29 protein-coding genes are annotated in these 24,527 nt (G+C 41.0%); 23 read left to right on the top strand and 6 right to left on the bottom strand.

Going from position 1 to position 24,527, the window contains the following annotated elements; all coding sequences use genetic code 11:
• Positions 1-25 precede the first annotated feature (25 nt).
• From D5F11_RS04530 to spoVS, 8 genes are all read left to right on the top strand, one after another.
• The gene (locus D5F11_RS04530; RefSeq protein WP_120116170.1) at positions 26-826 is read left to right on the top strand and encodes a DUF3388 domain-containing protein; all 801 of its coding nucleotides are present in this window, start codon (positions 26-28) and stop codon (positions 824-826) included.
• An 18-nt stretch (positions 827-844) separates the two neighbouring features.
• Complete coding sequence (locus D5F11_RS04525) at positions 845-1,726, top strand: helix-turn-helix domain-containing protein (protein WP_120116171.1); 882 nt, start codon at positions 845-847, stop codon at positions 1,724-1,726.
• Positions 1,727-1,858: 132 nt separating this feature from the next.
• Entirely contained in the window at positions 1,859-2,437 is a 579-nt protein-coding gene (pgsA, locus tag D5F11_RS04520; RefSeq protein ID WP_120116172.1) for a CDP-diacylglycerol--glycerol-3-phosphate 3-phosphatidyltransferase, read from the top strand.
• A 15-nt stretch (positions 2,438-2,452) separates the two neighbouring features.
• Positions 2,453-3,694 (top strand): competence/damage-inducible protein A, encoded by a 1,242-nt coding sequence (locus tag D5F11_RS04515; RefSeq protein ID WP_120116173.1) that lies wholly within the window; start codon positions 2,453-2,455, stop codon positions 3,692-3,694.
• Between the two features lie 605 nt (positions 3,695-4,299).
• On the top strand, positions 4,300-5,343 hold the full coding sequence (recA, locus tag D5F11_RS04505; RefSeq protein WP_120116175.1) for a recombinase RecA: 1,044 nt from the start codon (positions 4,300-4,302) through the stop codon (positions 5,341-5,343).
• Positions 5,344-5,557: 214 nt separating this feature from the next.
• Positions 5,558-7,120 (top strand): ribonuclease Y, encoded by a 1,563-nt coding sequence (gene rny / locus D5F11_RS04500; protein WP_120116176.1) that lies wholly within the window; start codon positions 5,558-5,560, stop codon positions 7,118-7,120.
• Positions 7,121-7,233: 113 nt separating this feature from the next.
• Positions 7,234-8,031: a TIGR00282 family metallophosphoesterase gene (locus tag D5F11_RS04495; protein WP_120116177.1), complete on the top strand. Its 798-nt coding sequence runs from the start codon at positions 7,234-7,236 to the stop codon at positions 8,029-8,031.
• Positions 8,032-8,169: 138 nt separating this feature from the next.
• Positions 8,170-8,430: a stage V sporulation protein SpoVS gene (gene spoVS / locus D5F11_RS04490; protein WP_018705045.1), complete on the top strand. Its 261-nt coding sequence runs from the start codon at positions 8,170-8,172 to the stop codon at positions 8,428-8,430.
• Positions 8,431-8,991: 561 nt separating this feature from the next.
• Here spoVS and D5F11_RS04485 read toward each other — a convergent pair.
• Positions 8,992-9,771, bottom strand: coding sequence for an acetoin reductase (locus D5F11_RS04485; protein ID WP_120116178.1), 780 nt, complete (start codon positions 9,769-9,771; stop codon positions 8,992-8,994).
• A 459-nt stretch (positions 9,772-10,230) separates the two neighbouring features.
• Here D5F11_RS04485 and D5F11_RS04480 point away from each other — a divergent pair, with 459 nt between their 5' ends.
• The 6 genes from D5F11_RS04480 to mutL all read left to right on the top strand — a co-directional run bounded on the left by D5F11_RS04480 (position 10,231) and on the right by mutL (position 18,381).
• Positions 10,231-10,530, top strand: a complete 300-nt coding sequence (locus tag D5F11_RS04480; protein ID WP_120116179.1) for a DUF4277 domain-containing protein — start codon at positions 10,231-10,233, stop codon at positions 10,528-10,530.
• Positions 10,531-10,740: 210 nt separating this feature from the next.
• Positions 10,741-12,282, top strand: a complete 1,542-nt coding sequence (gene miaB / locus D5F11_RS04475) for a tRNA (N6-isopentenyl adenosine(37)-C2)-methylthiotransferase MiaB (protein ID WP_120116180.1) — start codon at positions 10,741-10,743, stop codon at positions 12,280-12,282.
• A 1-nt stretch (position 12,283) separates the two neighbouring features.
• A complete protein-coding gene (locus D5F11_RS04470; RefSeq protein ID WP_120116181.1) occupies positions 12,284-12,712 on the top strand; it encodes a YlbF/YmcA family competence regulator in 429 nt (142 codons plus the stop codon).
• Between the two features lie 275 nt (positions 12,713-12,987).
• Complete coding sequence (gene cotE, locus D5F11_RS04465) at positions 12,988-13,542, top strand: outer spore coat protein CotE (protein WP_120116182.1); 555 nt, start codon at positions 12,988-12,990, stop codon at positions 13,540-13,542.
• A 336-nt stretch (positions 13,543-13,878) separates the two neighbouring features.
• A complete protein-coding gene (gene mutS / locus D5F11_RS04460; RefSeq protein ID WP_120116183.1) occupies positions 13,879-16,485 on the top strand; it encodes a DNA mismatch repair protein MutS in 2,607 nt (868 codons plus the stop codon).
• Between the two features lie 21 nt (positions 16,486-16,506).
• Entirely contained in the window at positions 16,507-18,381 is a 1,875-nt protein-coding gene (mutL, locus tag D5F11_RS04455; RefSeq protein ID WP_120116184.1) for a DNA mismatch repair endonuclease MutL, read from the top strand.
• A 631-nt stretch (positions 18,382-19,012) separates the two neighbouring features.
• Here the strand turns inward: mutL and D5F11_RS28010 are convergent.
• Positions 19,013-19,087, bottom strand: coding sequence for a YjcZ family sporulation protein (locus tag D5F11_RS28010; RefSeq protein ID WP_373316046.1), 75 nt, complete (start codon positions 19,085-19,087; stop codon positions 19,013-19,015).
• A gap of 214 nt (positions 19,088-19,301) precedes the next feature.
• On the opposite strand from D5F11_RS28010, the gene D5F11_RS25925 reads away from it, so the two are divergent.
• The 3 genes from D5F11_RS25925 to D5F11_RS27695 all read left to right on the top strand — a co-directional run bounded on the left by D5F11_RS25925 (position 19,302) and on the right by D5F11_RS27695 (position 20,094).
• The gene (locus tag D5F11_RS25925) at positions 19,302-19,439 is read left to right on the top strand and encodes a hypothetical protein (protein WP_185830500.1); all 138 of its coding nucleotides are present in this window, start codon (positions 19,302-19,304) and stop codon (positions 19,437-19,439) included.
• A gap of 134 nt (positions 19,440-19,573) precedes the next feature.
• Positions 19,574-19,780, top strand: a complete 207-nt coding sequence (locus D5F11_RS04440) for a DUF1064 domain-containing protein (RefSeq protein ID WP_245998078.1) — start codon at positions 19,574-19,576, stop codon at positions 19,778-19,780.
• Positions 19,781-19,962: 182 nt separating this feature from the next.
• Positions 19,963-20,094 (top strand): hypothetical protein, encoded by a 132-nt coding sequence (locus tag D5F11_RS27695; protein ID WP_281277062.1) that lies wholly within the window; start codon positions 19,963-19,965, stop codon positions 20,092-20,094.
• Positions 20,095-20,116: 22 nt separating this feature from the next.
• On the opposite strand, the gene D5F11_RS25920 is transcribed toward D5F11_RS27695, so the two are convergent.
• The gene (locus D5F11_RS25920; protein WP_185830499.1) at positions 20,117-20,272 is read right to left on the bottom strand and encodes a hypothetical protein; all 156 of its coding nucleotides are present in this window, start codon (positions 20,270-20,272) and stop codon (positions 20,117-20,119) included.
• A gap of 470 nt (positions 20,273-20,742) precedes the next feature.
• Positions 20,743-21,420, bottom strand: a complete 678-nt coding sequence (locus D5F11_RS04435) for an SOS response-associated peptidase (RefSeq protein ID WP_120116186.1) — start codon at positions 21,418-21,420, stop codon at positions 20,743-20,745.
• A gap of 107 nt (positions 21,421-21,527) precedes the next feature.
• Here D5F11_RS04435 and D5F11_RS28005 point away from each other — a divergent pair, with 107 nt between their 5' ends.
• Entirely contained in the window at positions 21,528-21,632 is a 105-nt protein-coding gene (locus D5F11_RS28005; protein ID WP_425470753.1) for a DUF6877 family protein, read from the top strand.
• Here D5F11_RS28005 and D5F11_RS25915 read toward each other — a convergent pair.
• On the bottom strand, positions 21,622-21,789 hold the full coding sequence (locus D5F11_RS25915) for a hypothetical protein (RefSeq protein WP_185830498.1): 168 nt from the start codon (positions 21,787-21,789) through the stop codon (positions 21,622-21,624). The two genes, D5F11_RS28005 and D5F11_RS25915, sit on opposite strands and share 11 nt — an antisense overlap.
• Before the next feature lie 106 nt (positions 21,790-21,895).
• On the opposite strand from D5F11_RS25915, the gene D5F11_RS04430 reads away from it, so the two are divergent.
• Together D5F11_RS04430 and D5F11_RS04425 are read left to right on the top strand one after the other, a co-directional pair.
• Positions 21,896-22,093 carry an XtrA/YqaO family protein gene (locus tag D5F11_RS04430; protein WP_120116187.1) on the top strand — a complete coding sequence of 66 codons (198 nt, stop codon included), beginning with the start codon at positions 21,896-21,898 and terminating at the stop codon, positions 22,091-22,093.
• 70 nt (positions 22,094-22,163) lie between these two features.
• Positions 22,164-22,385, top strand: a complete 222-nt coding sequence (locus D5F11_RS04425; RefSeq protein ID WP_126646501.1) for a hypothetical protein — start codon at positions 22,164-22,166, stop codon at positions 22,383-22,385.
• Here D5F11_RS04425 and D5F11_RS04420 read toward each other — a convergent pair.
• The gene (locus D5F11_RS04420; protein ID WP_120116188.1) at positions 22,355-22,672 is read right to left on the bottom strand and encodes a hypothetical protein; all 318 of its coding nucleotides are present in this window, start codon (positions 22,670-22,672) and stop codon (positions 22,355-22,357) included. The two genes, D5F11_RS04425 and D5F11_RS04420, sit on opposite strands and share 31 nt — an antisense overlap.
• 520 nt (positions 22,673-23,192) lie before the next feature.
• Between D5F11_RS04420 and D5F11_RS25910 the strand changes: the two genes are divergently transcribed.
• The 3 genes from D5F11_RS25910 to D5F11_RS04410 are packed head-to-tail and all read left to right on the top strand — an operon-like array spanning position 23,193 to position 24,388.
• A complete protein-coding gene (locus tag D5F11_RS25910; protein ID WP_185830497.1) occupies positions 23,193-23,357 on the top strand; it encodes a hypothetical protein in 165 nt (54 codons plus the stop codon).
• 48 nt (positions 23,358-23,405) lie between these two features.
• A complete protein-coding gene (locus D5F11_RS04415) occupies positions 23,406-23,990 on the top strand; it encodes a TetR/AcrR family transcriptional regulator (protein WP_120116190.1) in 585 nt (194 codons plus the stop codon).
• Positions 23,990-24,388: a DUF5367 family protein gene (locus D5F11_RS04410; protein ID WP_120116191.1), complete on the top strand. Its 399-nt coding sequence runs from the start codon at positions 23,990-23,992 to the stop codon at positions 24,386-24,388. Before D5F11_RS04415 ends, D5F11_RS04410 begins: the two co-directional genes overlap by 1 nt.
• The last annotated feature ends 139 nt before the right edge of the window (positions 24,389-24,527 follow it).

Below are 24,527 nucleotides of genomic sequence, written 5' to 3'. Positions count from 1 at the left end.
CATTTTTTCGAGGAGCTGTTTTTATATGGAAAGTAAAGAATGGTATTTAGAGTATGAAATTACGATTGACCGTCCTGGTTTATTAGGGGATATCTCATCGCTTCTGGGCATGCTTTCAATAAATATTGTAAGTATCAACGGCGTAGATGCCGGGAGAAGGGGCCTTTTGATCCGGGCACAAAGCGAGGATCAAATTAAAAGACTTGAATCCATTTTAGAAACAGTGGAAACGATCAAGGTAAGAAAAATCAGGGAGCCTAAATTGCGCGACAAACTGGCTGTAAGGCATGGGCGTTATATCCAGAGAGATCATGATGACAAGAAGACGTTTCGGTTTGTCAGGGACGAACTGGGAATCCTTGTTGACTTCATGGCTGAAATTTTCAAGGAGAAAGGGCATAAGTTAATTGGCATTAGAGGGATGCCACGGGTCGGAAAGACGGAATCTGTTGTTGCGGCAAGTGTCTGTGCCAATAAGAAATGGCTATTTGTTTCCTCTACTTTATTGAAACAGACGATAAGAAAAGAATTGATTAAAGATGAATATAATGAGAATAATATCTTCCTGATAGATGGAATTGTCTCAAGAAGAAGGGCTGATGAACGGCATCTTCAACTGGTGAGGGAAATTATGAGGATGCCGGCTGTAAAGGTGATTGAGCACCCGGATATTTTTGTTGAGCATTCGGAGTATTCCATCGAGGATTTCGATTACATAATCGAGCTGCGCAATAACCCTGATGAGGAAATAACATACGACGTGGTTGAAAAACAAAACCTATTTGATGAGCCCGGTGTGGGCGGTTTTGGAAACTTTGATTTTTAGGATTGGTAGGTGTTAGCTTTGAGTGAATTAGGGGGCCGTCTGAGAACGGCTCGTGAGGAAAAAGGAATCAGCTTGGATCAACTGCAATCAATGACTAAGATTCAGAAAAAATATCTCTCCGGCATTGAGAAGGGAGACTACAGTCAAATCCCCGGCAAATTTTATGTGAGAGCTTTTATAAAACAATACGCTGAGGCTGTAGGGCTTTCGCCGGACGAGTTGTTCGAGGAATATAAAAACGAGATTCCGGCAGCCTATGAGGATGATTTGTCGGAACAGCTTTCCCGTGTACAAACGAGACGTACCGTCTCACCGGGTGTTTCGAAAATTGCCGAGCTTCTGCCGAAAATTTTGATCGGTGTTGCGATCGTAGCGGTACTCTTCCTCGCCTGGTATCTGTTTTCAAAAAGTGGGGAAACAGGAAATCGATCTGCTGACAAAGGGAAAAATCAGACCGTTGATATTGAAGAGTCAGATGCAATAAAAGCCTCAGAATCAGCATCTGATCAAAAGGATAAAGCGGAATCGAATGATGAAAATGATGCTGAAGAACAGGAGTCCCAAAATGCAGGCCAGGAATTGACTATGGATCAGGTTTCCGGCAATGTAACTACCTATAAGCTGTCAGGTACTGATAAGTTCGAACTGAAAGTAAGTGCTTCGGCATCGGGTGAGACGTGGGTCAAAATACTTGATGGCGGAAATCAGCAGCTGTTTCAAGGGATGCTTCAAAATGGAGCCAGCCAAAGCTTTGATTTGTCAGATCAAGATGAAGCGTACATTCGGATCGGCAGAGCATTCGAAACGGATATTTATGTAAACGATCAAAAATTGAAATACGAACTAGACCCGAATCAGAATGTCACACAGGAAATCAGCATCCAGTTTGATAAAGAATAAGAGTCATGATTTCGGGAGGCTGCCGCGCAATCGGCGGCCATTTTTCAAGTCTTACATGAACATGAGTGCTAAGTACTTGAGATTTTTGCCGCCAGCTGGCACCTTGTGCATTTCTTAGGAGGAAGACGACAGATGAACTTACCTAATAAAATCACTGTATCAAGAATATTGCTTATTCCTGTATTCCTGATATTAATGCTTGTACCATTTGACTGGGGAACCTTCCATTATTTTGGTGCTGACTTGAAAGTCGCGCATTTTGCTGGAGCGATTCTTTTTATCATTGCTTCAGTTACTGACTGGGTTGACGGCTACTTCGCACGTAAATATAATCTTGTTACAAATATGGGGAAATTCCTCGACCCGCTTGCGGACAAACTACTCGTTTCCGCTGCCCTCATCGTATTGGTTGAAATGAAATTGGCACCATCGTGGATTGTGATATTGATCATAAGCCGTGAATTTGCAGTGACAGGCTTGCGACTTATTTTGGCTGGAAGCGGTGAAGTAGTGGCAGCCAACATGCTGGGAAAAATCAAGACATGGACGCAAATCATTGCTATCAGTGCTTTACTTCTTAACAATATGCCGTTTTCAGCAATAAATGTGCCGTTTGCTGACATAATGTTATGGGTAGCCTTAATATTTACCGTATGGTCTGGATGGGATTATTTTTACCTTAACCGAGGAATATTTAAACATTCGAAATAAGGAAGTGATCCATGAATGAAAGCTGAAATCATTGGTGTCGGTACGGAACTATTGCTTGGCCAAATAGCCAATACGAATGCTCAGTATCTATCAGGGGAGCTGGCGGAAATAGGTGTCCATGTTTATTACCATACTGTGGTTGGTGATAACCCAAGCCGGCTGTCAGAGGCTATAAAGCACGCGGAAACAAGGGCTGACCTGCTGATATTTACCGGAGGGTTGGGCCCGACAAAAGACGATCTGACAAAAGAAATTATTGCAGATCATTTAAAGCGTGAGATGGTGACAGATGATAATTCCTGGAAACAAATTCAGGATTATTTCATGCGGACTGGACGCTATATGACAGCCAATAATGAAAAACAGGCTCATGTCATCAAGGAGGCAAAAGTGCTTCCAAATGACCACGGGATGGCACCAGGTATGTTTGTAAAAGAAGGGTCTCATTTTTACATGCTGCTCCCAGGACCGCCGCATGAAATGAAACCGATGTTTAGAAACTACGGGCGACAAGCAATTATTGACCAATTGGAAAAAGTTGAATGCATAGAATCGCGGGTGCTCCGTTTTTTTAATATCGGAGAAGCTGAGATTGCCGAGAAGCTGTCTGATATCATTGACGCCCAAACGAATCCTACTGTTGCTCCGTTGGCAGGGGATGGCGAAGTGACAGTCAGATTAACTGCACGAAGCGACAGCAGGGAGAACGCCATTTCGCTGCTGGATGAAATCGAAAAGCCAATCCAGGAAAAGGCTGGCGAATATTTTTACGGCTATGGAGATACCTCGTTGATGGCCGAGCTTTTGAGGGTGCTTGAGGATCGTGAATTGACCATCACGGCAGCCGAAAGTTTAACAGGGGGACTGTTTCAGTCCGAGATGACCTCGGTTGTCGGCGTCAGTACCATGCTGCTTGGTGGCATCGTCTGCTATTCAAATGAGGCAAAAATAAAGCTGTGCAATGTAAAGCCTGAAACACTGGAAAAGCATGGCGCTGTCAGTGAGCAGTGTGCTATTGAGCTTGCCGAGAATGTCAGAAAGTCTCTGGATGCCGATATTGGTATCAGCTTCACGGGTGCAGCCGGACCGGATTCGCTTGAGGGCCACCCGGCTGGAACTGTCTGGATCGGTATGTCGTTCAAGGACGAGGGATCTAAGGCGGTTCTCGTAAAGATGGCAGGTACACGGAACGGAAACAGACGACGTTCCGTCAAAATGGGATGTTACTATCTATTGAAGGAATTAGACAAAAAATAGGGCCGATCGGCTCTATTTTTGTTTTCTATCGAAGGGGTATAGCCTGATCAGTGAGCGAACTATGTTTTAAGTGATCGGGTAAGCAGCGGAGCTTCGGAAGTTTGGACATTCATCTCACCACTAACAGAAGTGGGAGACTTCTACTGAATGAAGTTAAAATTTAACTTTCATAGGAATTTATCTGCTCAAAACAAAAGAATATATGAATGAAAATCAAATTTTACTATTATTTGCCCTTCAAAAACACAGAATAAATGTTCGCCTTTTTGCTTGGCAATGGTATGAAAAGAAGGTATAATATAAATAGATTTTAACATTCCTTCGAAAGAGGTCTCCCTCTTTAAGCATGTGCAGGGCGAAGCTAGATGGTTAGAGGGAGATGAATTTCGGTTGGGCGTTAGCCCAAAGGCATTTTCTTTTGTATTAATCTTGATATAGTACAATCAGTATTATTATAAACTCTTGGAACAAGAGGGTTAGCTTGGTTCATTTCGTCAGCTACCAACAGTGGCGATTACCCAAGAAGCCCACTTCAAGCAACCCGCAAGGGGTGGTAAGTGGTGGGTAGTTCACACTTGAATGAATATATTTGAGGAGGAAAATGTGTGAGTGATCGTCAAGCGGCATTAGATATGGCTTTGAAACAGATAGAAAAACAATTTGGAAAAGGGTCCATCATGAAACTAGGCGAACAAACGGACCGCAAAATTTCAACCATCCCGAGCGGATCGTTAGCGCTTGATATAGCGCTTGGTGTAGGCGGCTATCCAAGAGGGCGGGTCATTGAAATCTATGGCCCTGAAAGCTCCGGGAAAACAACTGTTGCCCTGCATGCGATTGCGGAAGCACAGGCGAGAGGCGGTACAGCAGCTTTTATTGATGCGGAGCACGCACTTGACCCGGTATATGCACAAAAGTTGGGTGTAAATATTGATGAACTCCTACTTTCGCAGCCAGATACTGGAGAACAGGCTTTGGAAATAGCAGAAGCTCTTGTCCGAAGCGGTGCGATTGAAATTCTTGTTATTGACTCCGTCGCTGCTCTTGTACCGAAAGCGGAAATCGAAGGGGAAATGGGAGACTCACATGTTGGTTTACAGGCCCGCCTCATGTCTCAAGCGTTAAGAAAATTGTCAGGCGCTATCAACAAATCCAAAACGATTGCCATCTTTATTAACCAAATCAGGGAGAAAGTGGGAGTCATGTTTGGAAATCCGGAAACAACTCCTGGTGGGCGCGCTTTGAAGTTCTATTCCTCTGTCAGGCTTGAGGTTCGTCGTGCCGAGCAATTGAAGCAGGGACAGGATGTCGTGGGGAGCAAAACAAGGATTAAGATTGTCAAAAACAAGGTGGCTCCTCCTTTCAGAACAGCTGAAGTGGATATCATGTACGGAGAAGGTATTTCACATGAAGGTGAAATCATCGATATGGGCTCTGAACTCGATATTGTTCAAAAAAGCGGATCCTGGTATTCATATAATGATGAGCGTCTAGGACAAGGGCGGGAGAATGCAAAGCTCTTTTTGAAAGAAAACGAAGATTTACGCAGAGAAATCATGTTTAAAATCCGAGAGTATTATGGATTGGATGATGAAAAAACAGCGTCGGAAGAAGAGGAGCAGGAAGAACTTAGTCTATTGGATCAATAATACGCCACTTTAACAGCAAAGCTTAGGTTTTGCTGTTTTCTTTTTTCAGAATAATAGGGGCCCGCGCTTGACAATAATTCTCCACACCTATAAAATTAAACTGTATATTTTACAATTTTTTTTCGTAAAATTAGAGCTTTGCTCTCTATATTGTAACATGTACCAACCGACAGTTAGTGAATGATACAAGTTTATAGCAAGAGGGGGTGAAAACATGGATCTGACCATATTCATCATCTCCATTTTGCTTGCCCTTATCGTCGGTGTAGTTGTTGCCTATTTCATCTTTAAATCAGTTGCTCAAGCAAAAATAACAGGTGCACAGGGGTCCGCAGAACAAATTTTGGAAGAAGCCAAGAGAACAGCGGAATCACTGAAGAAAGAAGCCCTGTTGGAAGCGAAGGATGAAAACCACAAACTCCGTATTGAAACTGAACGTGAACTTCGTGAACGAAGAACCGAATTGCAAAGACAAGAAAATCGCTTATTGCAAAAGGAGGAGAACCTCGACAGAAAAGATGATACTCTGGCCAAGCGTGAAGAACAGCTTGAACGGAAAGAGGACTCTCTGAATGGAAGACAACAACATATTGAAGAGATGGAAAGCAAAGTGGATGAAATGATCCGCCAGCAAAAAGCAGAACTGGAACACATTTCAGGGTTGACACGTGAAGAAGCGAAAGCACTCCTTTTGTCAAATGTTGAAAAGGAACTGGCCCGCGAGACTTCATTAATGATCAAAGAGACTGAAGCACGTGCCAAAGAAGAAGCGGAAAAGAAAGCTAAGAGTATTCTTTCACTTGCAATCCAACGCTGTGCAGCTGATCATGTGGCTGAGACCACCGTTTCAGTAGTGAATTTGCCGAATGACGAAATGAAAGGACGGATCATCGGCCGGGAAGGCAGAAATATCCGTACCCTTGAGACTTTAACCGGAATTGACTTGATCATTGATGATACGCCGGAAGCGGTCATCTTATCAGGCTTTGACCCGATAAGGCGCGAAACGGCGAGACTTGCCTTGGAGAAGCTAGTTCAGGACGGTCGTATCCATCCGGCTCGAATTGAGGAAATGGTCGATAAAGCCAGGCGCGAAGTGGATGAACATATTCGTGAAATTGGTGAACAGACTACGTTTGAGGTCGGTATTCACGGTTTGCATCCAGATCTAATAAAAATTCTCGGACGCTTGAAATATCGGACAAGCTACGGACAAAATGTTCTTAAACATGTGGTGGAAGTTGCATTTTTAGCTGGAATGCTCGCTGCGGAGCTTGGAGAAGATGTGATGCTGGCCCGCCGTGCAGGACTGCTCCATGATATAGGTAAAGCGATTGACCATGAAGTGGAAGGAAGTCACGTCGAAATTGGTGTTGAATTGGCTACTAAATACAAAGAACATCCAGTTGTCATTAACAGTATTGCCTCTCACCATGGAGACACAGAACCTACTTCAATCATTTCTGTGCTGGTCGCCGCAGCCGATGCATTGTCTGCAGCAAGGCCAGGAGCACGAAGTGAAACATTGGAGAGCTATATTAAACGTCTGGAGAAACTGGAAGAGATTTCAGAGTCATACGACGGAGTCGAAAAATCATTTGCCATTCAGGCGGGTAGAGAAGTTCGAATTATTGTCAAGCCGGAACAGATCAATGATTTGGAAGCACATCGGTTAGCTCGTGATATTCGAAAAAGAATTGAAGATGATCTTGATTATCCTGGACATATTAAAGTTACAGTCATCCGGGAAACAAGAGCAGTTGAATACGCTAAATAAAGCGGTGTGAAATGTCACACCGCTTTTCCTATTATTTACTACTTTTAGTTTATTAATGAGATTGATTGTTATACAATCAAAGTGACCAGTTTTTAGAAAAAAAGGAGCATTTAATGAATATTTTATTTGTGGGTGATGTTGTTGGTTCAATGGGAAGAGAAATGGTCAAAGAATATTTGCCTAAATTAAAATCCTATTACAAGCCACAAATTACCATAGTAAACGGCGAAAACAGTGCCGGAGGAAGAGGAATTACCGAATCCATATATAAACAATTGCTTGAAGCCGGGGCTAATGCGGTGACGCTGGGCAATCATGCCTGGGATAATAAAGGGATCTTCGATTTTATAAATACAGCTAAATATATGACTAGACCCGCTAATTTTCCGGATGCTCCCGGAACCGGAATGGTGTTTTTAAGACTAAACAATCTAGAGGTTGCAGTAATCAACCTTCAAGGACGTACGTTTATGCCTCCGCTCGATTGTCCATTTAAGAAGGCTGAAGAATTGATTAAGATTGCAAAGGCGCGCACTAATATTATTTTTGTCGATTTTCATGCAGAAGCCACAAGTGAGAAACAGGCGATGGGCTGGTTTCTTGATGGAAAAGTAACGGCTGTTGTCGGTACACATACTCATGTTCAGACCGCGGATGAAAGAATCCTGCCTGCTGGTACAGCATATCTCACGGATGTAGGTATGACAGGCCCTTATGATGAGATTCTTGGTATGGATAAAGGTCCAGTCCTCTATCGTTTCCAGACGTCATTACCTGCACGTTTTGAGGTTCCAAAAACAGGTAGGAAACAGCTCAGCGCTTGTCTCATACATATAAATAAGGAGACAGGCAAGGCAAAGTCGATTGAACGCATTATGATCAATGACGATCGTCCCTTTTTTAAAGATTGATGAGTATCCTCCTGTTTCAGTTTCGGACAAACCGGAATAGTTCCTCCATTCCGCGAATATAGTATCAGTGGAAAGGTCTACCGGGGTTGCCAGATGAAATGGCAATCGATATGGGGAAATGACAAGGAGGAACAGGAAATGGAGATATTAAAAGTTTCAGCAAAATCCAATCCAAATTCTGTAGCGGGCGCGTTGGCAGGGGTTCTCCGTGAAAGAGGCGGGGCGGAGATTCAGGCAATAGGGGCCGGGGCTTTGAATCAGGCAGTAAAAGCTGTTGCAATTGCAAGAGGATTTGTCGCCCCCGGCGGTGTAGATTTAATCTGTATCCCTGCATTCACGGACATTCTGATTGATGGGGAAGAACGTACAGCGATAAAATTGATAGTGGAACCTAGGTAGTAAAAATATATAAAAGGCCTGTTTTATCACAATGGGTTTTATATAATTGGAATGTTGTAAGCCGAATCCTCATATGGTGCCGGCTTTTTTATTGTTTTTAAGGACCTCTTGAAAAAAACATTTATTCTAATTATAAGTCATCAAAAGAAAGAACCCATTTTGAATGACTCAAAATGGGTTCATTGGTCTTTAAACAGGCTAAAGGAATGACTTGATTTACTGATTGTTCTTGATGTGATAAATTTAGCACCGCCATCAGTGAAATCTATAGTTAAGGAAAATGCTGGGATGAACACGAACATCTACAATGTAAGTGAGAACTTAGCTTTTTTATGTAGTTATCCCATATCCTTCTGCCTAACATAAATGTTTAACTTCATTCAGCAGAAATCTCCCACTTCTGTAAGTGGTGAAATGAATGCATATTGGTATTCCATTCAGTGAGGGTTCAAACCCCGGCTGAAGTCAAAGCCTCCGGCGGAAGCCACAGATTTTTAAGAAGAAATTTATCGAGCGGAGCTCGATAAAATCTGGGCGCAAATACGCCAAGGCGCATTTGATTTAATTAAAAATCATACCACCATCTGTTAGAATGTTTTGTCCTGTAATGTAATCAGAGTTTGGTGAAGCTAAGAATGATACAAGATCAGCTACATCTTTAGGAGTTTGAGGTCGACCAAGCGCAATGCCTTCAGAGAATTTAGCGAAAGCTTCTCCTTTTTTGGTTCCCATATGTTCCATCATTTTTTCGTCTAAACGTTCCCACATGCCAGTACCTACAATACCTGGGCAGTACGAGTTAACAGTAATTTTATGTGGTGCAAGCTCTTTAGCGGCAGTTTGGGTTAATCCTTTTACTGCAAATTTAGAAGCAGAGTACACTCCTAACATTTCAAAACCTTGTTGTCCAGCAATAGAACAAGCGTTAATTATTTTTCCGCCAGTTCCTTGTTTTATCATTTGTTTTGCTGCAGCTTGAATACCGTAGATAACTCCTTTAATATTGACATCAAATGTGAAATCAACCGCTTTGGGATCTGCCCCTATAAGAGGAGCTACTTGTCCTTCCACACCGGCATTATTAATGAATACATCCACACTACCGAAAGTATCCACGGCGTGTTGAACTAACGCAGCTTGATCTTCTGGTTTTGTAACGTTACCAACGAACGATGTAACTTCAAACCCATTGTTTCTAAATTCATTTTCGGTTCCTGTTAAAATTTCTTTGTTAATATCGCTTAACACAATTGAAAACCCTTCTCCCGCTAAACGTTCAGCTAACCCTTTCCCAATTCCTTGAGCTGAACCTGTAATGACTGCTACTTTTTTCTTGCTCATTATTAATTCCTCCCTATTTTTCAGAAATTATGTAAATAAATCAAATATCTCGAATTAGAGATATTTGATTTATTTACATTTTAACATTAAAATGGTTATTTTCAAGTAATTTGCTTCAGGTACTTTTTTGTTTTCCCGAAATTATGTTAACCGAACAAACGGAAAAGTATTCAAATATCCTATTAATACTAACCTGATTTAGCTTTAGAACAGTGCATCACAATCAAGTTGCTTAGTGTAAGTTTTTCACTTTTTTTGAGAATATCTGTTTGCTTTAATAATTTCTCTTTTGTACTTCCTTATATAGTGTTACTCAAGAGTATGGCGAATTTTTGCTCTCTTTCTAAAAAAGCGAGGGAAAATCCATGACTCAATCTGATGCGGTTTTAACGCTTCCTGCTGGTCTACCCCAACTCCACTCTGCCATTTGTGATGAAATAAACTTCGAAGGAATCATCAATGAACAGTTGGTTTTGGGACAAAGGTCGTTGTCACTTGTCTCTGGGTGCCCGGTTGAAAACCCTACTGATCAATATCCTGTGTGACCGGCAGCTCCTTAACCATGTCCAACGATTTTTTGAAGAACAAGATGTTGAGAGGCTATTCGGCAAGGGTGTAAAAGCAGAAGATTTGAATGAGTATTCCATTTGCAGGGCACTTGATGCTTTGCATCTAGCCATATCATGGAAAGTCTATTCTATCTTGTCCGTAATAATAAGAATGCTAAACAAGGCTGAAAAACTCTTTTTTCATACATAAAAAAGATTATTTAGTCAGGGATATTTGCCGATTAGTCAAATTCACAACGGTATTTCTGAATAATTATGTACAAAAGTAGCCGTCTGTTGTATTCAAAAAAAAAAGGGATTATACTAGTAGAATGTATGGGAAAAATCCTGCATTGTATTTACATCCATTCTGGCTTTCAATAGGCCGAATTTGTTTTTTATAAATAGAAAGGGGATTTTTATGAACGAGAAACAGCGTTTGGAAAGCCAGCAAGTAAAGCAAAACGCTTCCTCTGAAAAGAAAGAGAAGGATTACAGCAAGTATTTCCAAACTGTCTATATGCCTCCTTCCTTGAAAGATGCTAGAAAAAGGGGACGAGAAGAAGTCAAATATCATAAAGACTTTGAGCTTCCTGAACAATTTCTCGGCATGGGACAAGGAAGAAAGTTTTATATCCGTACGTACGGCTGTCAAATGAACGAGCATGATACTGAAGTCATGGCTGGTATCTTTATGGGACTCGGATACGAAAATACTGATACTGTCGAGGATGCAGATGTCATTCTTTTGAATACATGTGCTATCCGTGAAAATGCGGAAAATAAAGTTTTTGGTGAACTGGGACATTTAAAATCGCTGAAATTGGAAAAGCCCGGTCTCTTGATCGGTGTGTGCGGTTGTATGTCACAGGAAGAATCAGTTGTGAATCGAATTTTGGAAAAGCACCAATTTGTCGATATGATCTTCGGAACACACAACATTCATCGACTGCCGAACATTTTAAATGAGGCATACATGTCCAAGGAAATGGTTATCGAAGTATGGTCTAAAGAAGGGGACATCGTTGAGAACCTCCCTAAAGTTCGCATGGGTAATATTAAGGCTTGGGTCAACATCATGTATGGATGTGACAAATTCTGTACGTACTGTATCGTTCCCTATACTCGTGGGAAAGAAAGAAGCAGACGCCCTGAAGACATTATCCAGGAAGTCCGTCATCTGGCTGCTCAAGGATATAAGGAAATCACTCTTCTGGGGCAAAACGTCAATGCGTATGGAAAAGACTTGGCCGATATGGAGTATGGTCTTGGAGACTTGATGGATGAATTAAGAAAGGTCGATATCCCTCGTATCCGTTTTACAACAAGCCATCCACGTGACTTTGATGATCGTCTTATCGAGGTCCTTGCGAAAAAAGGAAACATGATGGAGCATATCCACTTACCGGTTCAATCAGGATCCAGTGATATTTTAAAAATCATGGGACGTGTCTATAACCGTGAACAGTATCTTGAGCTTGTGAGAAAGATCAAAGAGGCTATTCCTGATGTTTCCTTGTCAACTGATATTATTGTCGGTTTCCCAAATGAGACGGATGAGCAATTTGAAGAGACAATGACACTTTATAAAGAAGTTGGATTTGAAATAGCCTATACTTTCATCTATTCACCGCGTGACGGTACTCCTGCTGCAAAAATGAAGGATAATGTTTCAATGGAAGTGAAGAAAGAAAGATTGCAGCGTTTAAATCAGCTGGTGAATGAACTTTCCGCAGAAGCTATGAAAAAATTCGAAGGCCAGGTTGTGGAAGTCCTTGTAGAAGGTGAAAGTAAAAATAATCCTGATGTTCTTGCAGGCTATACACGAAAAAACAAACTTGTAAATTTCAAAGGTCCAAAATCTGCCATTGGGCAATTAGTCAATGTAAAAATTGTTGAGGCAAAAACGTGGACGTTAGATGGAGTCATGGTGGAAGAACGAGAAGCAGCTGAGGTGAATTAATATGACAAAATATACAAAAGAGGACATCGTTGAACGTGCACATGAATTGGCAAGCATGATCGCCAAAACAGAAGAAGTAGATTTTTTCAAGCGTGCAGAAGCTCAAATTAACGAAAATCAAAAAGTTAGAGAAATGATTGCAAGCATCAAAAGCTTACAAAAGCAAGCGGTCAATTTTCAGCATTACGAAAAAGAGCGGGCATTGGAACTAGTTGAAGAAAAGATTGAAAAGCTTGAGAAGGAATTGGATGAGATTCCTATTGTTCAGGAGTTTAAGCAGTCACAAACTGATGTTAACGATTTGCTGCAAATGGTAGCTAGTGCCATTTCCAACAAAGTAACAGATGAAATTCTCGTGTCAACGGGCGGAGATTTGTTGACAGGTGATACAGGGTCAAAACTGAAGAACAGTCCATCTAGCTGCTCATAAACCATTAATGAAAATCGGAGCCTTCGCCCATTTGGGCGGGGCTCTTTTTAATGGACAAACACCCCTTCACGATAGCTGCCATATTTTATAATGTATGATTAGGCTCTATCTATATTTATTTTGATGGGATCAATCAGGAAGATACCTGTCAAATAATCGGATGAGGTTCTGGATAACTGCCTAAATATAGGCGGGCGATGAATAGGCAAATTAAGCACAGGAGTCTAGATGAATGCATACGATGAAATGAAAATGAATGAGGAGGTTTCGCTCGAATGGCAGAATATAGAGAAATTATAACAAAAGCGGTCGTTGCGAAAGGGCGCAAAATGACACTGTCCAATCATACGATCGACCCGCCACACCATCCTTCGAGCATACTGGGCTGTTGGATTATCAACCATAAATACGAAGCGCGGAAAGTAGGCAAAAACGTCGAAGTCTGCGGCTCTTTTGATATTAATGTTTGGTATTCCCATCATGATAATACAAAGACGTCTGTGGTGACCGAAAAAGTTGATTACAAAGATGTAATCAAGCTGAAGTACCGTGATCCTGATTGTCTGGATGATAAAATTGTCTCTGCCAAAGTACTCCAACAGCCAAATTGTGTCGAAGCTGTCATATCTAAGAAAGGGAACAGGATACTGGTCAATGTGGAGAGAGAATTCCTAGTTGAGGTCATTGGTGAAACGAAGGTTTGTGTTGCCATACATCACGATAAATGCTCAAGTGATGACGATGAATGGGAAGATGAGCTAGAGGAGCTAGACGATAAAGAATTCGAGGAAATTGATCCGGACTTTCTTGTAGCACTTGAAGAAGAATAGGTGTAGACCGGGAAACCCCCGGTTTTTCTTTGTTTAGTCATCTAAGGAATTTATTTTACATACTGGAAATGATAAAACGCTTAAGCTGTCAATAGTTTATTCAAAAGTGGTTGTATAGAATAGCTTTTTATAGCTCTTAACTGCCTTTTTTATATAGAGATTCGTGTTTTTAATCACAGGCTTTCTGCTTATTGAAATTGAAATCCGAAAAATCAAAAGACCGTATAATTGTTTTTCAAGCTGCAGTCTGTTTACTTTTCTTATTGGAATCTCACGCTTTAAAGATGGTATGATATAATCATTCTAAGTGTTCGAATGGAAAGGAAACGAGTACATATGGGTCAGCAATATACACCAATGATACAGCAATATTTAAAAGTAAAGGCAGAGAACAAGGATGCCTTTTTATTTTTTCGTCTAGGAGATTTTTATGAGTTGTTTTTTGAAGATGCTTTGAAGGCATCCCAAGAACTGGAAATCACTTTGACTAGCAGAGAGGGAGGCGCGGAAGAAAAAATCCCCATGTGTGGTGTTCCGCATCACTCTGCTGCGGGCTATATTGAAAATTTAATACAAAAAGGCTATAAAGTAGCGATTTGCGAACAGACAGAAGATCCAAAGCACGCTAAGGGTGTTGTCAAGCGTGAAGTTGTCCAATTGGTCACTCCTGGAACGGTGATGGATGGAAAAGGTATTGTAGCGAAAGAGAATAATTACATCGCGGCGATCGCTAATTTTAACAACCAGTCATACGGAATCGCGTATACGGATCTATCAACCGGAGAGGGCAGAGCAACTGTACTGGAAGGATCGGTTGATCTGCTTTTAAATGAGTTGGCAACAATCGGGGCAAAGGAAGTTGTGTCATGCCCAGATGAAGATAAAGACCTTCTTGATAAAATCAAAGAGAGATGTCAGGCAGTTATTTCGTATGAAGAAAACTCCTTTATGCACGATGAATTCCAGAAAATTCTTCAGAAGCTTGATGCTGAAGAACTGCAGGAGCCCGTACAAAGGCTGCTTCATTATTTGAAAAAAACACAAAAGCGCAGTCTCGATCATTTGCAGCCTTTTGAAATCTATGAAAATGACCAATTTATGAAAATAGATTTTTACTCTAAAAGGAATTTAGAGATTACTGAGCCCATCCGAGGAAAGGATAAAAAAGGAACGCTGCTTTGGCTTCTGGACGAAACATCTACTGCAATGGGCGGGCGTCATTTGAGACAGTGGCTGGACAGGCCCTTAATCAGTAAGTCTTTGATAGAAAAGCGCCTGCTCTTGGTAGAGCTATTCATGGAACATTATTTTGAACGTCTTGATTTGCAGGAGCTTTTAAAAAGCGTCTATGACTTGGAGCGTCTTGCAGGCAGGGTGGCTTTCGGAAATGCAAATGCACGTGATTTCATTCAATTGAAAAAATCATTGCTGCAGGTACCTGCCATCCGCAGTTTAATAAAGGGCATGGATCATGAGGAAACGAACAAGCTTGCTATGGCATTGGATCCTTGTGAAGAATTGACCGATCTACTAGAACGCTCCGTAGCTGAAAATCCACCGATATCTGTCAAAGAAGGTGGAATCATCAAAGATGGCTACAATGAGAAATTGGATCAGTATCGCGATGCAAGCCGAAACGGAAAAAACTGGATTGCGACACTGGAAAAGGATGAACGGGAGAAAACAGGCATTAAATCATTAAAAGTGGGCTACAATAGGGTTTTTGGCTATTACATTGAAGTGACAAGAGCCAACGTGAAGTTTCTTGAAGAGGGACGATATGAACGAAAGCAGACATTGACAAATGCTGAAAGGTTTATAACTCCCGAGTTAAAAGAAAAAGAAGCTTTGATTCTCCAAGCAGATGAAAGGTCCATTGAACTAGAGTACGATTTATTTCTTGATTTGCGGGATCAAGTAAAACAATTTATTCCTAGACTACAAAAAACAGCAAAAATCATTAGTGAGATTGATATTTTCCAAAGCTTTGCAGCGATCAGTGAGGCTCGGCACTATGTGAAACCAGAGCTTCACTTCAACAGAGAGCTGATTCTTGAAAACGGAAGGCATCCGGTTGTCGAAAAAGTGATGGGGTCACAAGAATATGTTCCAAACGACTGCATGATGGATGACGAAAGGGAAATGCTCCTCATTACTGGGCCGAATATGTCAGGAAAAAGCACGTATATGAGACAGGTGGCCTTGACAGCCATCATGGCGCAAATTGGCTGTTTTGTACCCGCATCGAACGCAAAGCTCCCAATCTTTGACCAAATTTTTACTAGAATTGGGGCAGCGGACGATCTAATATCAGGACAGAGTACATTTATGGTTGAAATGCTGGAAGCGAAAAATGCCATTACCCATGCGACTCAAAATAGTTTAATCTTATTCGATGAAATCGGTCGCGGTACATCTACATATGATGGGATGGCGCTCGCTCAGGCAATCATTGAATATATCCACGAACAGATTGGTGCCAAAACACTATTTTCAACCCATTATCATGAGCTTACGGGGCTGGATAAACAACTGTCCCGTTTAAAAAACGTCCATGTGAGTGCTGCTGAACATCAAGGTAAACTCGTATTTTTGCATAAAGTGAAGGACGGCGCCGCTGATAAAAGCTATGGTATCCATGTCGCTGAATTAGCCGAGCTGCCCGAAACGCTGATCCAGCGCGCCGAAGAAATCTTAAGCCAGTTGGAGAAGTCAAATGGCAAGACAAAAACCGCTTCTGTTTCAAGGGAGGAAGTTAAAGAGCCGATAGTTTCGAATGCTTCGAATGAGCAATTGGCCTTTTTTTCCAAACCGAATGAGCCAGCTGTTAGTAAGACTGAGAAAAAAGTTTTAAAAGAAATCGAGAGTTTAAATTTGCTTGAGATGAACCCTCTACAAGCTTTGAATGTTTTATATTCGCTGCAGAAAAAAATAAGGAAATAAACAGAGGGAAGGAGCGAAACAATGCGTGAAATTATAGAGCTGGATGACGCCCTGTCCAATAAAATAGCCGCCGGTGAAGTTGTCGAGCGCCCTGCGTCTGTTGTAAAAGAACTGGTGGAAAATTCTGTTGATGCAGGAAGCACCATCGTTGAAATCAATATAAAAGAAGCAGGCCTTGGTGAAATTCGTATCATTGATAACGGAAAAGGCATCGGAGAAGAAGATATTGTCACAGCTTTTAAAAGGCATGCAACAAGTAAAATAAAAGATGAACATGACTTATTCCGAATCCGTACCCTTGGCTTTCGAGGAGAAGCCCTTCCAAGCATCGCCTCTGTTTCGCGCCTTACACTGGTTACAGCCAGGGAGGGGGAAGACGGTACAAAAGCGATATTGGAAGGCGGAAAACTAATCACACATGAAAAAGCCCCATCACGAAAAGGGACAGACATCACGGTTTCTGACTTGTTTTTCAATACGCCTGCCCGGCTGAAATATGTAAAAACTCTTCATACTGAAATCGGACATATTACTGACGTGGTCAACCGCTTGGCATTGGCTCATCCGGAGGTATCCATTCGTCTGAGCCATGATGGTCGGATCCTGCTTCATACTAACGGGAACGGAGATATCAGGCAAGTCCTCGCAGCGATCTATGGAAAAAACATTGCTAGGGATATGATCTATATTAGTGCCCAATCATTGGACTTTTCGGTGTCTGGATTCATTTCCCGCCCTGAAATGACGCGGGCATCCCGTAACTATCTATCAACGATGATCAACGGTCGATTTATCAAAAATTATTCCCTTGTGAAAGCTGTACTGGAAGGCTATCATACGCTTCTGCCCATTGGCCGCTTTCCCATTGCGCTTATATCCATCGAACTGGATCCGCTTTTAGTGGATGTAAATGTCCATCCTGCAAAATTGGAAGTCAGGTTAAGTAAAGAGCAGGAATTAAAAGAATTCATTACTGAAACAATCAAACAGGCATTTAAAAAAGAGCAGCTGATTCCTTCCGGGGTTGTGCCGACGCCGAAAAAAAATCAGATGAGTTTCCAGACGGAATTTAAACTGGAGCCTCCTGCCGAAAATAGCCCAAAACCAAATTGGAAGCAGCCGGCTACAACACCGTATAAAATAGAAAAACTTCTGCCTGCCAAAGAAATGAAAAAACTTTATGATCCTGTTGAGTATGAACCGGCTTCTCAAATTTCAAAAACAAATGAATTAAACGTGCAGACGATTGAAAAGATTGAAGAACCGGAAAGCCAAACTGTTGATGAGGCAGAAGAAATCGTCAATGAAAAAGAACGTTTTCCTGCACTTTATCCAATCGGACAAATGCACGGAACTTATATTTTTGCTCAGAACGAACTTGGGTTGTATATGATCGACCAGCATGCTGCTCAAGAAAGAATCAAATACGAATACTTCCGGGAGAAGGTCGGCAAAGTGACGATGGACCTGCAACAACTGCTTGTTCCGCTTACTTTGGAATTCTCGGTCGATGAATCTTTAAAAATTAAGGAGCATATGGAAGAGCTTCAGTCTGTCGGTATCTTTTTGGAAGACTTTGGGATGAACAGCTTTATTGTCAGGTCACATCCTGCATGGTTTCCAAGAGGACAGGAACAAACAATCATCGAAGAAATCATCGAGCAGCTGCTTTCAATGCATAAGATTGATATTAAAAAACTTCGTGAGGAAGCAGCCATCATGATGAGCTGCAAGGCTGCCATCAAAGCGAACCGATATTTGCGTGACGATGAAATTCAGGCTTTGTTGGATGAATTGCGAAGGGCAGAGGACCCATTTACCTGTCCGCATGGCAGGCCGATTATTGTGCATTTTTCCATTACGGATATGGAAAAAATGTTTAAACGGATTATGTAAAAAATCAACAACGTGAAATCCTTGTTATATAAGGGTTTTGCGTTGTTGTTTTCATGTATTGACCAGATAATGACCACATTCATGGGTCGGGTTTGAATTTCGTATCGCTTTTGAAAAATTTTCTATTGAAGAATTGTAAGTTGGGGGTGACGTGACTATATTTATTTAAAGTAATATTCACGTTTGAACGCCCCAACCTCTCTGAAACCACTTTTGGATTCTCACCAATTTCTAACATGATAGTAGCTTACGTATGTCTTAGGTCGCGAATCGAATTCTCCTGACATTGGCTAATTGAACTTCATTCAGCAGAAATCTCCCACTTCTGTAAGTGGTGAGATGAATGCATATTGGTAATCCATTCAGTGGGGGTTCAAACCCCGGCTGAATAAAGTTAAAGCCTCCGGCGGATGCCACAGATTTTCAGAGGAAATTTATCGGACGGAGCTCGATAAAATCTGGGCGCAAATACGCCAAGGCGCATTTGATAGAGGAAGATGTTGAGATTATTGAGGAACTTAGGAAAGAAGCAGGGTATTAAAGAGCGCTGGGGCGAGCGCTCTTCAGGTGGTGAGGTGAGTTCAAGGGTTCGAATGGTTTTTGCTATGGTCTACATAAGTGGCGGGGTCTATTAATAGACAAATGATGTACCGACAATAATCAACAGGATGAAAAGGACAACAATTAATACGAAGGAGCTGCCCATTCCATAACCGCCTCCGTAACCGTATCCACCATAGCCACAACCGCCAAAGCATCCCATATAATTCACCGCCTTTCGAAAGGTTAATTCAGTTTATGCAAGTTTCAATAAAACGAGCTAGTGATATGCGGACAGGGAGTAAAATGGTTGGGTTTACTAGATTTAACTTCATTCAGCAGAAGTCTCCCACTTCTGTAAGTGGTGAGATGAATGCATGTTGGTATTCCATTCAGCAGGGGGTCAAACCCGGCTGAATAAAGTTAAAGCCTCCGGCGGATGCCACAGATTTTCAGAGGAAATTTATCGAGCGGAGCTCGATAAAAATCTGGGCGCAAATACGCCAAGGCGCATTTGATCAGAGAAGATTATTAATGAGTCAAGGTATGTCGGTACAAGAGTGCAGGAAGATTAGGAAATCACGGTCTAAGTACCGGGACAAAAAGGTCGAGATAGACGGCAGAGTCAAAGTATTAAGAGCAGCTGAAGTGGTTGGAAGCCAATAAACAGATTCTCTTCTTCCTGAACAAGCCCCGATATTCTTTACAGGAAGCATTTGAAAAGGATGGCAAGACACATAGAAAGATAGAGTACATTGCTGATTTTGAGATACACAATACGGACGGATCCATTGAAGTGGTGGATGTGGAAAGGGCACAAGACCAACGTTTTTCGCATGATGGAAAAGATGTTCCATAGGAGATATCCTCACAAGTTGTCGATAGTCATATACAAAATTGGAGATTTTGAGGAAGTGAGTCCATGAAACGCAAATACAGGGCAGGGCAGGATACTATCTTATGTACCGTAAAAAGGAACGAGATCACGTTTGGCAATAATCACGAAGTCAAAGCGCGGTTCCCGCAGGGGTGGAAGATAGCATGAGGCAAAAAGGTGACAAGTACAGTCCGGCTGTCCATATCCTCAAAACTAAAAAGGGAGTGCCTACCGTCATTTGGGTGAGTGGTAGGCGCTACCAGCTGCAGCATGAGCATCAGTTTAAGCGGACGTAAGAAACGAGCTGAGAGAGTTAAATTAATCCTCTGGTGTTCTATCAATAAAAAGTCGAGTTACTTCGGTAAAATCGCCTTGTTTAATTTCCTTATTAGTTGCTTTCTTTTCTAGGGGATCATGAGTATTCATGCCAGGTGCTACTGTAGGTTCATTTCTTTTTAAATTTTTATTATCCATATTTATCAAGCTCCTTGTTTTAGTATTTATGATTCCAAAAGACAAAAATTGTATTCAAGGGTTGTGTTTAAAGAGAAAAAGATACGAGCTGATATTTGATACAAACTGTGGAGGAGTGGGATTATGGAAAATCAAGAGGTAATTCGCATTATACAGGCAGGTGTAGCTTGGCCGAATTGGACTGAGGAACAAAGAAAAGCGTTTGTAATTGCAGGGTAAGCTGTACAAAAGCAAATACCTAAAAAAGTCATAAAAATTAAGGACGTTTCAAGTCAGGCATGTCCTGAATGCAAAACAAATGTATATGGCAAGTATTGTTCTTTTGTGGTCAACGAATTAGTTATTGTTATGAACAGTACGGAGAAAAAGGGCGGTAATCCCATGCAACAAATCAATAAAGACCTGCGGGGTAATATAGGGTGTCCGGCGTGCGAGTCAGAGATCGAACCCAAAAATGGGAGAGTCCTCCATTAGCAGATTTTCTGTATTAAGTTAGGGCTGTTATTTTTAGGAGAATTTATAAGGCTAGATACTTCGTATGCTACCATCCGGTCTTCAGGCAAAGGAACTAATAGATCATTCAGACGGTCCGTATCAGTGATGGACTTATCAAGCCAAACAGACTCGTCCTCGGGTTTGAGGATAACCGGCATCCTGTCGTGGATATCTTTTACAAGCTCGTTGGGCTTAGTGGTAATAACCGTACAAGAGTGGATTGATTTACTGTCAGGTGATTCCCATGTTTCCCACAACCCAGCCATTGCGAAGAGGTCATCGGATTTAAGCTTGATACGCATGGGAGTTTTGGACTTATCGGCATGGCGTTTCCATTCGTAAAACGAGTCAGCGAGGACCAGGCAGCGCCTTTTCTTGTATGCGTTTCGGTAGCTAGGCTTTTCGGTCAAAGTTTCTGCTCTGGCATTAATCATTTTATAGCCGATTTTAGGGTCATTGGCCCAATAAGGGATTAACCCCCAACGAAGATAGCCAAGACGGTTGTTTGTACCGTCATTGATGACAGCAAGAACGTTTTGAGACGGAGCGACATTGTAATTGGGCGAGTACAAGTCCTCGTCAAAGAAATTTTGGATTTCGAACCGGTCAATGATTTCAGGGAATGTAGCTGTAAGGGTAAAACGGCCGCACATGAGATCACCTCGAAAATGATTTGGTCCATTGTATCAAATTCAAGCTGCAAAATAAATGGAAATTGGAGGAGGCAGAGGGATGAGGCCGATTCAGGAGTTACTCAACTATATCTGGCCAATTACCAATGGAAGTACTGGCAGATATAGATAAACGGATCGTTGATTGGTTGGCATCTGGTGGGTATGAAGGTATTTGTAAGATCAATATTTAAAGGGGTTAGGTAAGATATCAGCTATTGCTGCAGCAGTATAGATTAAAGCCATGATTGCAAATACCATTAAAAAGGTTTTTATCGTTCGTGGTAAGCCGCCAGTTCTATTAATTACATATATGCCAATCAATATCAAAAAAAGAACAAATAGAAACACGTAAAAACCTCCTCGTAGGTGGATCTTAAAAAAACCAATATCCAGGATCCCTCCCGACTAAATCAATTCTACAAGTTGATTATACCATATACGGGAGGTGTCTGTTGTGAAGATACAAGATATAGAAATAAACGGTCGGAATAGGAGAGAATTTGATATAATGGATATACCATCCAGTTGCGTGATCGTGATCTGTGATGGTAAAGCGAAAATTAGAGAGCTTCCTCCATTTGGTGAATATAAAATCGTTACGCACCTGGGGAAAGTGAAGCGAATGCGAAGGGAAGACGGGGAGGAGTTTTGAAGGAAAAGTTACACTTTAACTTCATTCAGCAGAAGTTTCCCACTTCTGTAAGTGGTGAGACGAATGAATGTTGGTATTCCATTCAGCGGGGGGAGGGGGCAAATCCCGGCTGAATAAAGTTAAAGCCTCCCGCGGATGCCACAGATTTTCAGAGGAAATTTATCGAGCGGAGCTCGATAAAATCCGGGCGCAAATACGCCAAGGCGTATTTGATATCTCCGGGTTTCTCCACAATCGCGCCTGTTTCTGGAAGATAGCCATTTATGAATGTTTAGTTCTTTTCCTACTATAAAATTCATAAGCAAAATACCCAAATAATAAGCCTATTCCAGCTCCTAAACTAACTGCGGATAGTAGAGATGTTGAGAAAAAAATGCTGAAAATCACACTTATAGCACAACCAAAAAGTATTCCCAGTGGTATTAAGCTATCTAATAAAGCTTGAGCTCCCTGTGATTCTTTCTTACCAAGTTTACCTTGGTCATACTTATGTTTTAGCCTTTTAACTACAAATACTCCAATCCCTGCCACTATTACAACAGGTAGTATAATACGTACAATTTCCAAGACTAACTCCATGTTAGAATCTCCTCTCACACTCACTCTTAATATGATCATACTACTATCTAAAATTTTATTCCGTTAAATGGCACTATTATGGAATAACAATGGTTTTAGTTTTTAAACAACTTTATCTCATTAAACAAAAACCCCTTGGATTAAACTGTCTCAACAGTCCATATCCAAGCGTTTTTCCAATTGGTATATACCAACCTATGCTAATATTTATGTTAACAAATAAATGTTCGAAAACAATGTCCATTTGATCGAACAAGTTAGACAGAAGTCCACATCCGAATCTTGTTAGGAACATGATAAGTCGCGGCAAACAGAATATTTATGTAGGTTCGGAAACTGGTGTGGTGATTAAATAAAATAAATATGATAATAATGAATCGTCCCCTTTTTTTAAGAGCCTTTCGCATTTGTAGGGAGGCTTTTTTAATTAAATCATAAATCAGATTATTTGGTGAAGTAATAAGTTTAACTTCATTCAGCAGAAGTCTCTCACTTCTGTAAGTGGTGAAATGAATGCATATTGGTATTTCATTCAGGGTTCAAATCCCGGCTGAATAAAGTTAAAGCCTCCGGCGGATGCCACAGATTTTCAGAGGAATTTTATCGAGCGGAGCTCGATAAAATCTGGGCGCAAATACGCCAAGGCGCATTTGATCTAGGAAATGATTGTAATGATTATTTTTAGTTGGTAATATATAGTTAGTTGGTCGACTAACTAAAAGGTGATGATAAAATGGCAAAACCAAATGTAATAAATAAGGACGAGTTAATTAAATGTGCAAAGGAGTGTTTGGTTGATAAAGGTATTGAAAAATTCACATTAAGAGCAGTGGCTGAGACGGCAGGAGTTACACAAGGTACAATCTATTATCATTTTAAAACGAAAGAACAGTTGTTAATAAATATTGTTCAAGACATTTGTGAAACCAGCTGGCAAGAAATATCTCAAAGCAGCGAATATGTGATTGAGGAAGCTATTGCATCAGCTAAAAGTCGTTGTTCATATGATTCGTTTTTTCATAAATTGTTTCTTTCATTGGTTGCTTCAAGTTTTAATAGTGAGAAAATAAGAGGTCAGCTTGGCGAAATTATTATGACAGAAAATAAGGCTCTAACAGAGAATTTATCAAACTTCTGGACGGAATCACCGATAGAAGGGGTTTCACTTGAGACGTGGGGAATTTTATTAAATGCTATTGTCGACGGGTTGGCATTACAGGCATTGTTACAAAAGGATTTTCCTGTTGAAAAAGCATACAAGGAATTCGTGCAATTAGTTAATGGACTCAATACGTTAGCAAGTAAGGAGGCCGAATAATGAAAGGCTATTTATTTACGGCATTGTGTGGTGTTTTAGTATGGTTATTTGCTACATTATTTTTTAGGTTTTTTGGAGAGCACGTTCTTTTCAGTCCAGTTACAGATGAGTTCATTATCAGCATTGTCTTATTATTAGTTGGAACATCAATTTTATTGTGTGGTGTTACATATGTGTATCTATTATTCGATAAAACAAACAATGCACCACTAAAGTTCGGAGTCATTGGTACTATTATTGGTTTAGCGTTAGACACATTTTCTTTATCTAATCACTATATGGTTTTTCCAACATTAGATGATTCACAGGTGATTGCTTTTACAGCATGGATGTCATTTGCATATGCGTTATATTTATTTATCCCATTATTGTTTAACCGAAAAATGAGGAGCATTTGATTCCTATTTAAGGATGAGTAAAAAAATTCCTTGTCTTATTTTCAATTATTTTGAATCATAGATCTTCCTTTCGTTTAACTTCATCCAGCAGAAGTCTCCCACTTCTGTAAGTGGTGAGATGAATGCATATTGGTATTCC

The sequence above is a fragment of the Siminovitchia terrae genome, assembly GCF_003605405.2.
GTDB lineage: Bacteria > Bacillota > Bacilli > Bacillales > Bacillaceae_C > Siminovitchia > Siminovitchia terrae.
This window is presented reverse-complemented; position numbering and strand designations above follow the sequence as displayed.

Bases quoted from the DNA above. Each gene is read 5' to 3' on its own strand.
- D5F11_RS04415 (WP_120116190.1), top strand. From the start codon at position 23,406: ATGGCAAAACCAAATGTAATAAATAAGGACGAGTTAATTAAATGTGCA.
- D5F11_RS04420 (WP_120116188.1), bottom strand. From the start codon at position 22,672: ATGGAGTTAGTCTTGGAAATTGTACGTATTATACTACCTGTTGTAATA.
- pgsA (WP_120116172.1), top strand. From the start codon at position 1,859: ATGAACTTACCTAATAAAATCACTGTATCAAGAATATTGCTTATTCCT.
- D5F11_RS04435 (WP_120116186.1), bottom strand. From the start codon at position 21,420: ATGTGCGGCCGTTTTACCCTTACAGCTACATTCCCTGAAATCATTGAC.
- mutS (WP_120116183.1), top strand. From the start codon at position 13,879: ATGGGTCAGCAATATACACCAATGATACAGCAATATTTAAAAGTAAAG.
- D5F11_RS27695 (WP_281277062.1), top strand. From the start codon at position 19,963: ATGAGGCAAAAAGGTGACAAGTACAGTCCGGCTGTCCATATCCTCAAA.
- D5F11_RS04410 (WP_120116191.1), top strand. From the start codon at position 23,990: ATGAAAGGCTATTTATTTACGGCATTGTGTGGTGTTTTAGTATGGTTA.
- D5F11_RS04515 (WP_120116173.1), top strand. From the start codon at position 2,453: ATGAAAGCTGAAATCATTGGTGTCGGTACGGAACTATTGCTTGGCCAA.
- spoVS (WP_018705045.1), top strand. From the start codon at position 8,170: ATGGAGATATTAAAAGTTTCAGCAAAATCCAATCCAAATTCTGTAGCG.
- D5F11_RS25920 (WP_185830499.1), bottom strand. From the start codon at position 20,272: ATGGATAATAAAAATTTAAAAAGAAATGAACCTACAGTAGCACCTGGC.
- D5F11_RS04480 (WP_120116179.1), top strand. From the start codon at position 10,231: ATGAACAGTTGGTTTTGGGACAAAGGTCGTTGTCACTTGTCTCTGGGT.
- cotE (WP_120116182.1), top strand. From the start codon at position 12,988: ATGGCAGAATATAGAGAAATTATAACAAAAGCGGTCGTTGCGAAAGGG.
- miaB (WP_120116180.1), top strand. From the start codon at position 10,741: ATGAACGAGAAACAGCGTTTGGAAAGCCAGCAAGTAAAGCAAAACGCT.
- rny (WP_120116176.1), top strand. From the start codon at position 5,558: ATGGATCTGACCATATTCATCATCTCCATTTTGCTTGCCCTTATCGTC.
- mutL (WP_120116184.1), top strand. From the start codon at position 16,507: ATGCGTGAAATTATAGAGCTGGATGACGCCCTGTCCAATAAAATAGCC.
- D5F11_RS04530 (WP_120116170.1), top strand. From the start codon at position 26: ATGGAAAGTAAAGAATGGTATTTAGAGTATGAAATTACGATTGACCGT.
- D5F11_RS04495 (WP_120116177.1), top strand. From the start codon at position 7,234: ATGAATATTTTATTTGTGGGTGATGTTGTTGGTTCAATGGGAAGAGAA.
- D5F11_RS04470 (WP_120116181.1), top strand. From the start codon at position 12,284: ATGACAAAATATACAAAAGAGGACATCGTTGAACGTGCACATGAATTG.
- D5F11_RS04485 (WP_120116178.1), bottom strand. From the start codon at position 9,771: ATGAGCAAGAAAAAAGTAGCAGTCATTACAGGTTCAGCTCAAGGAATT.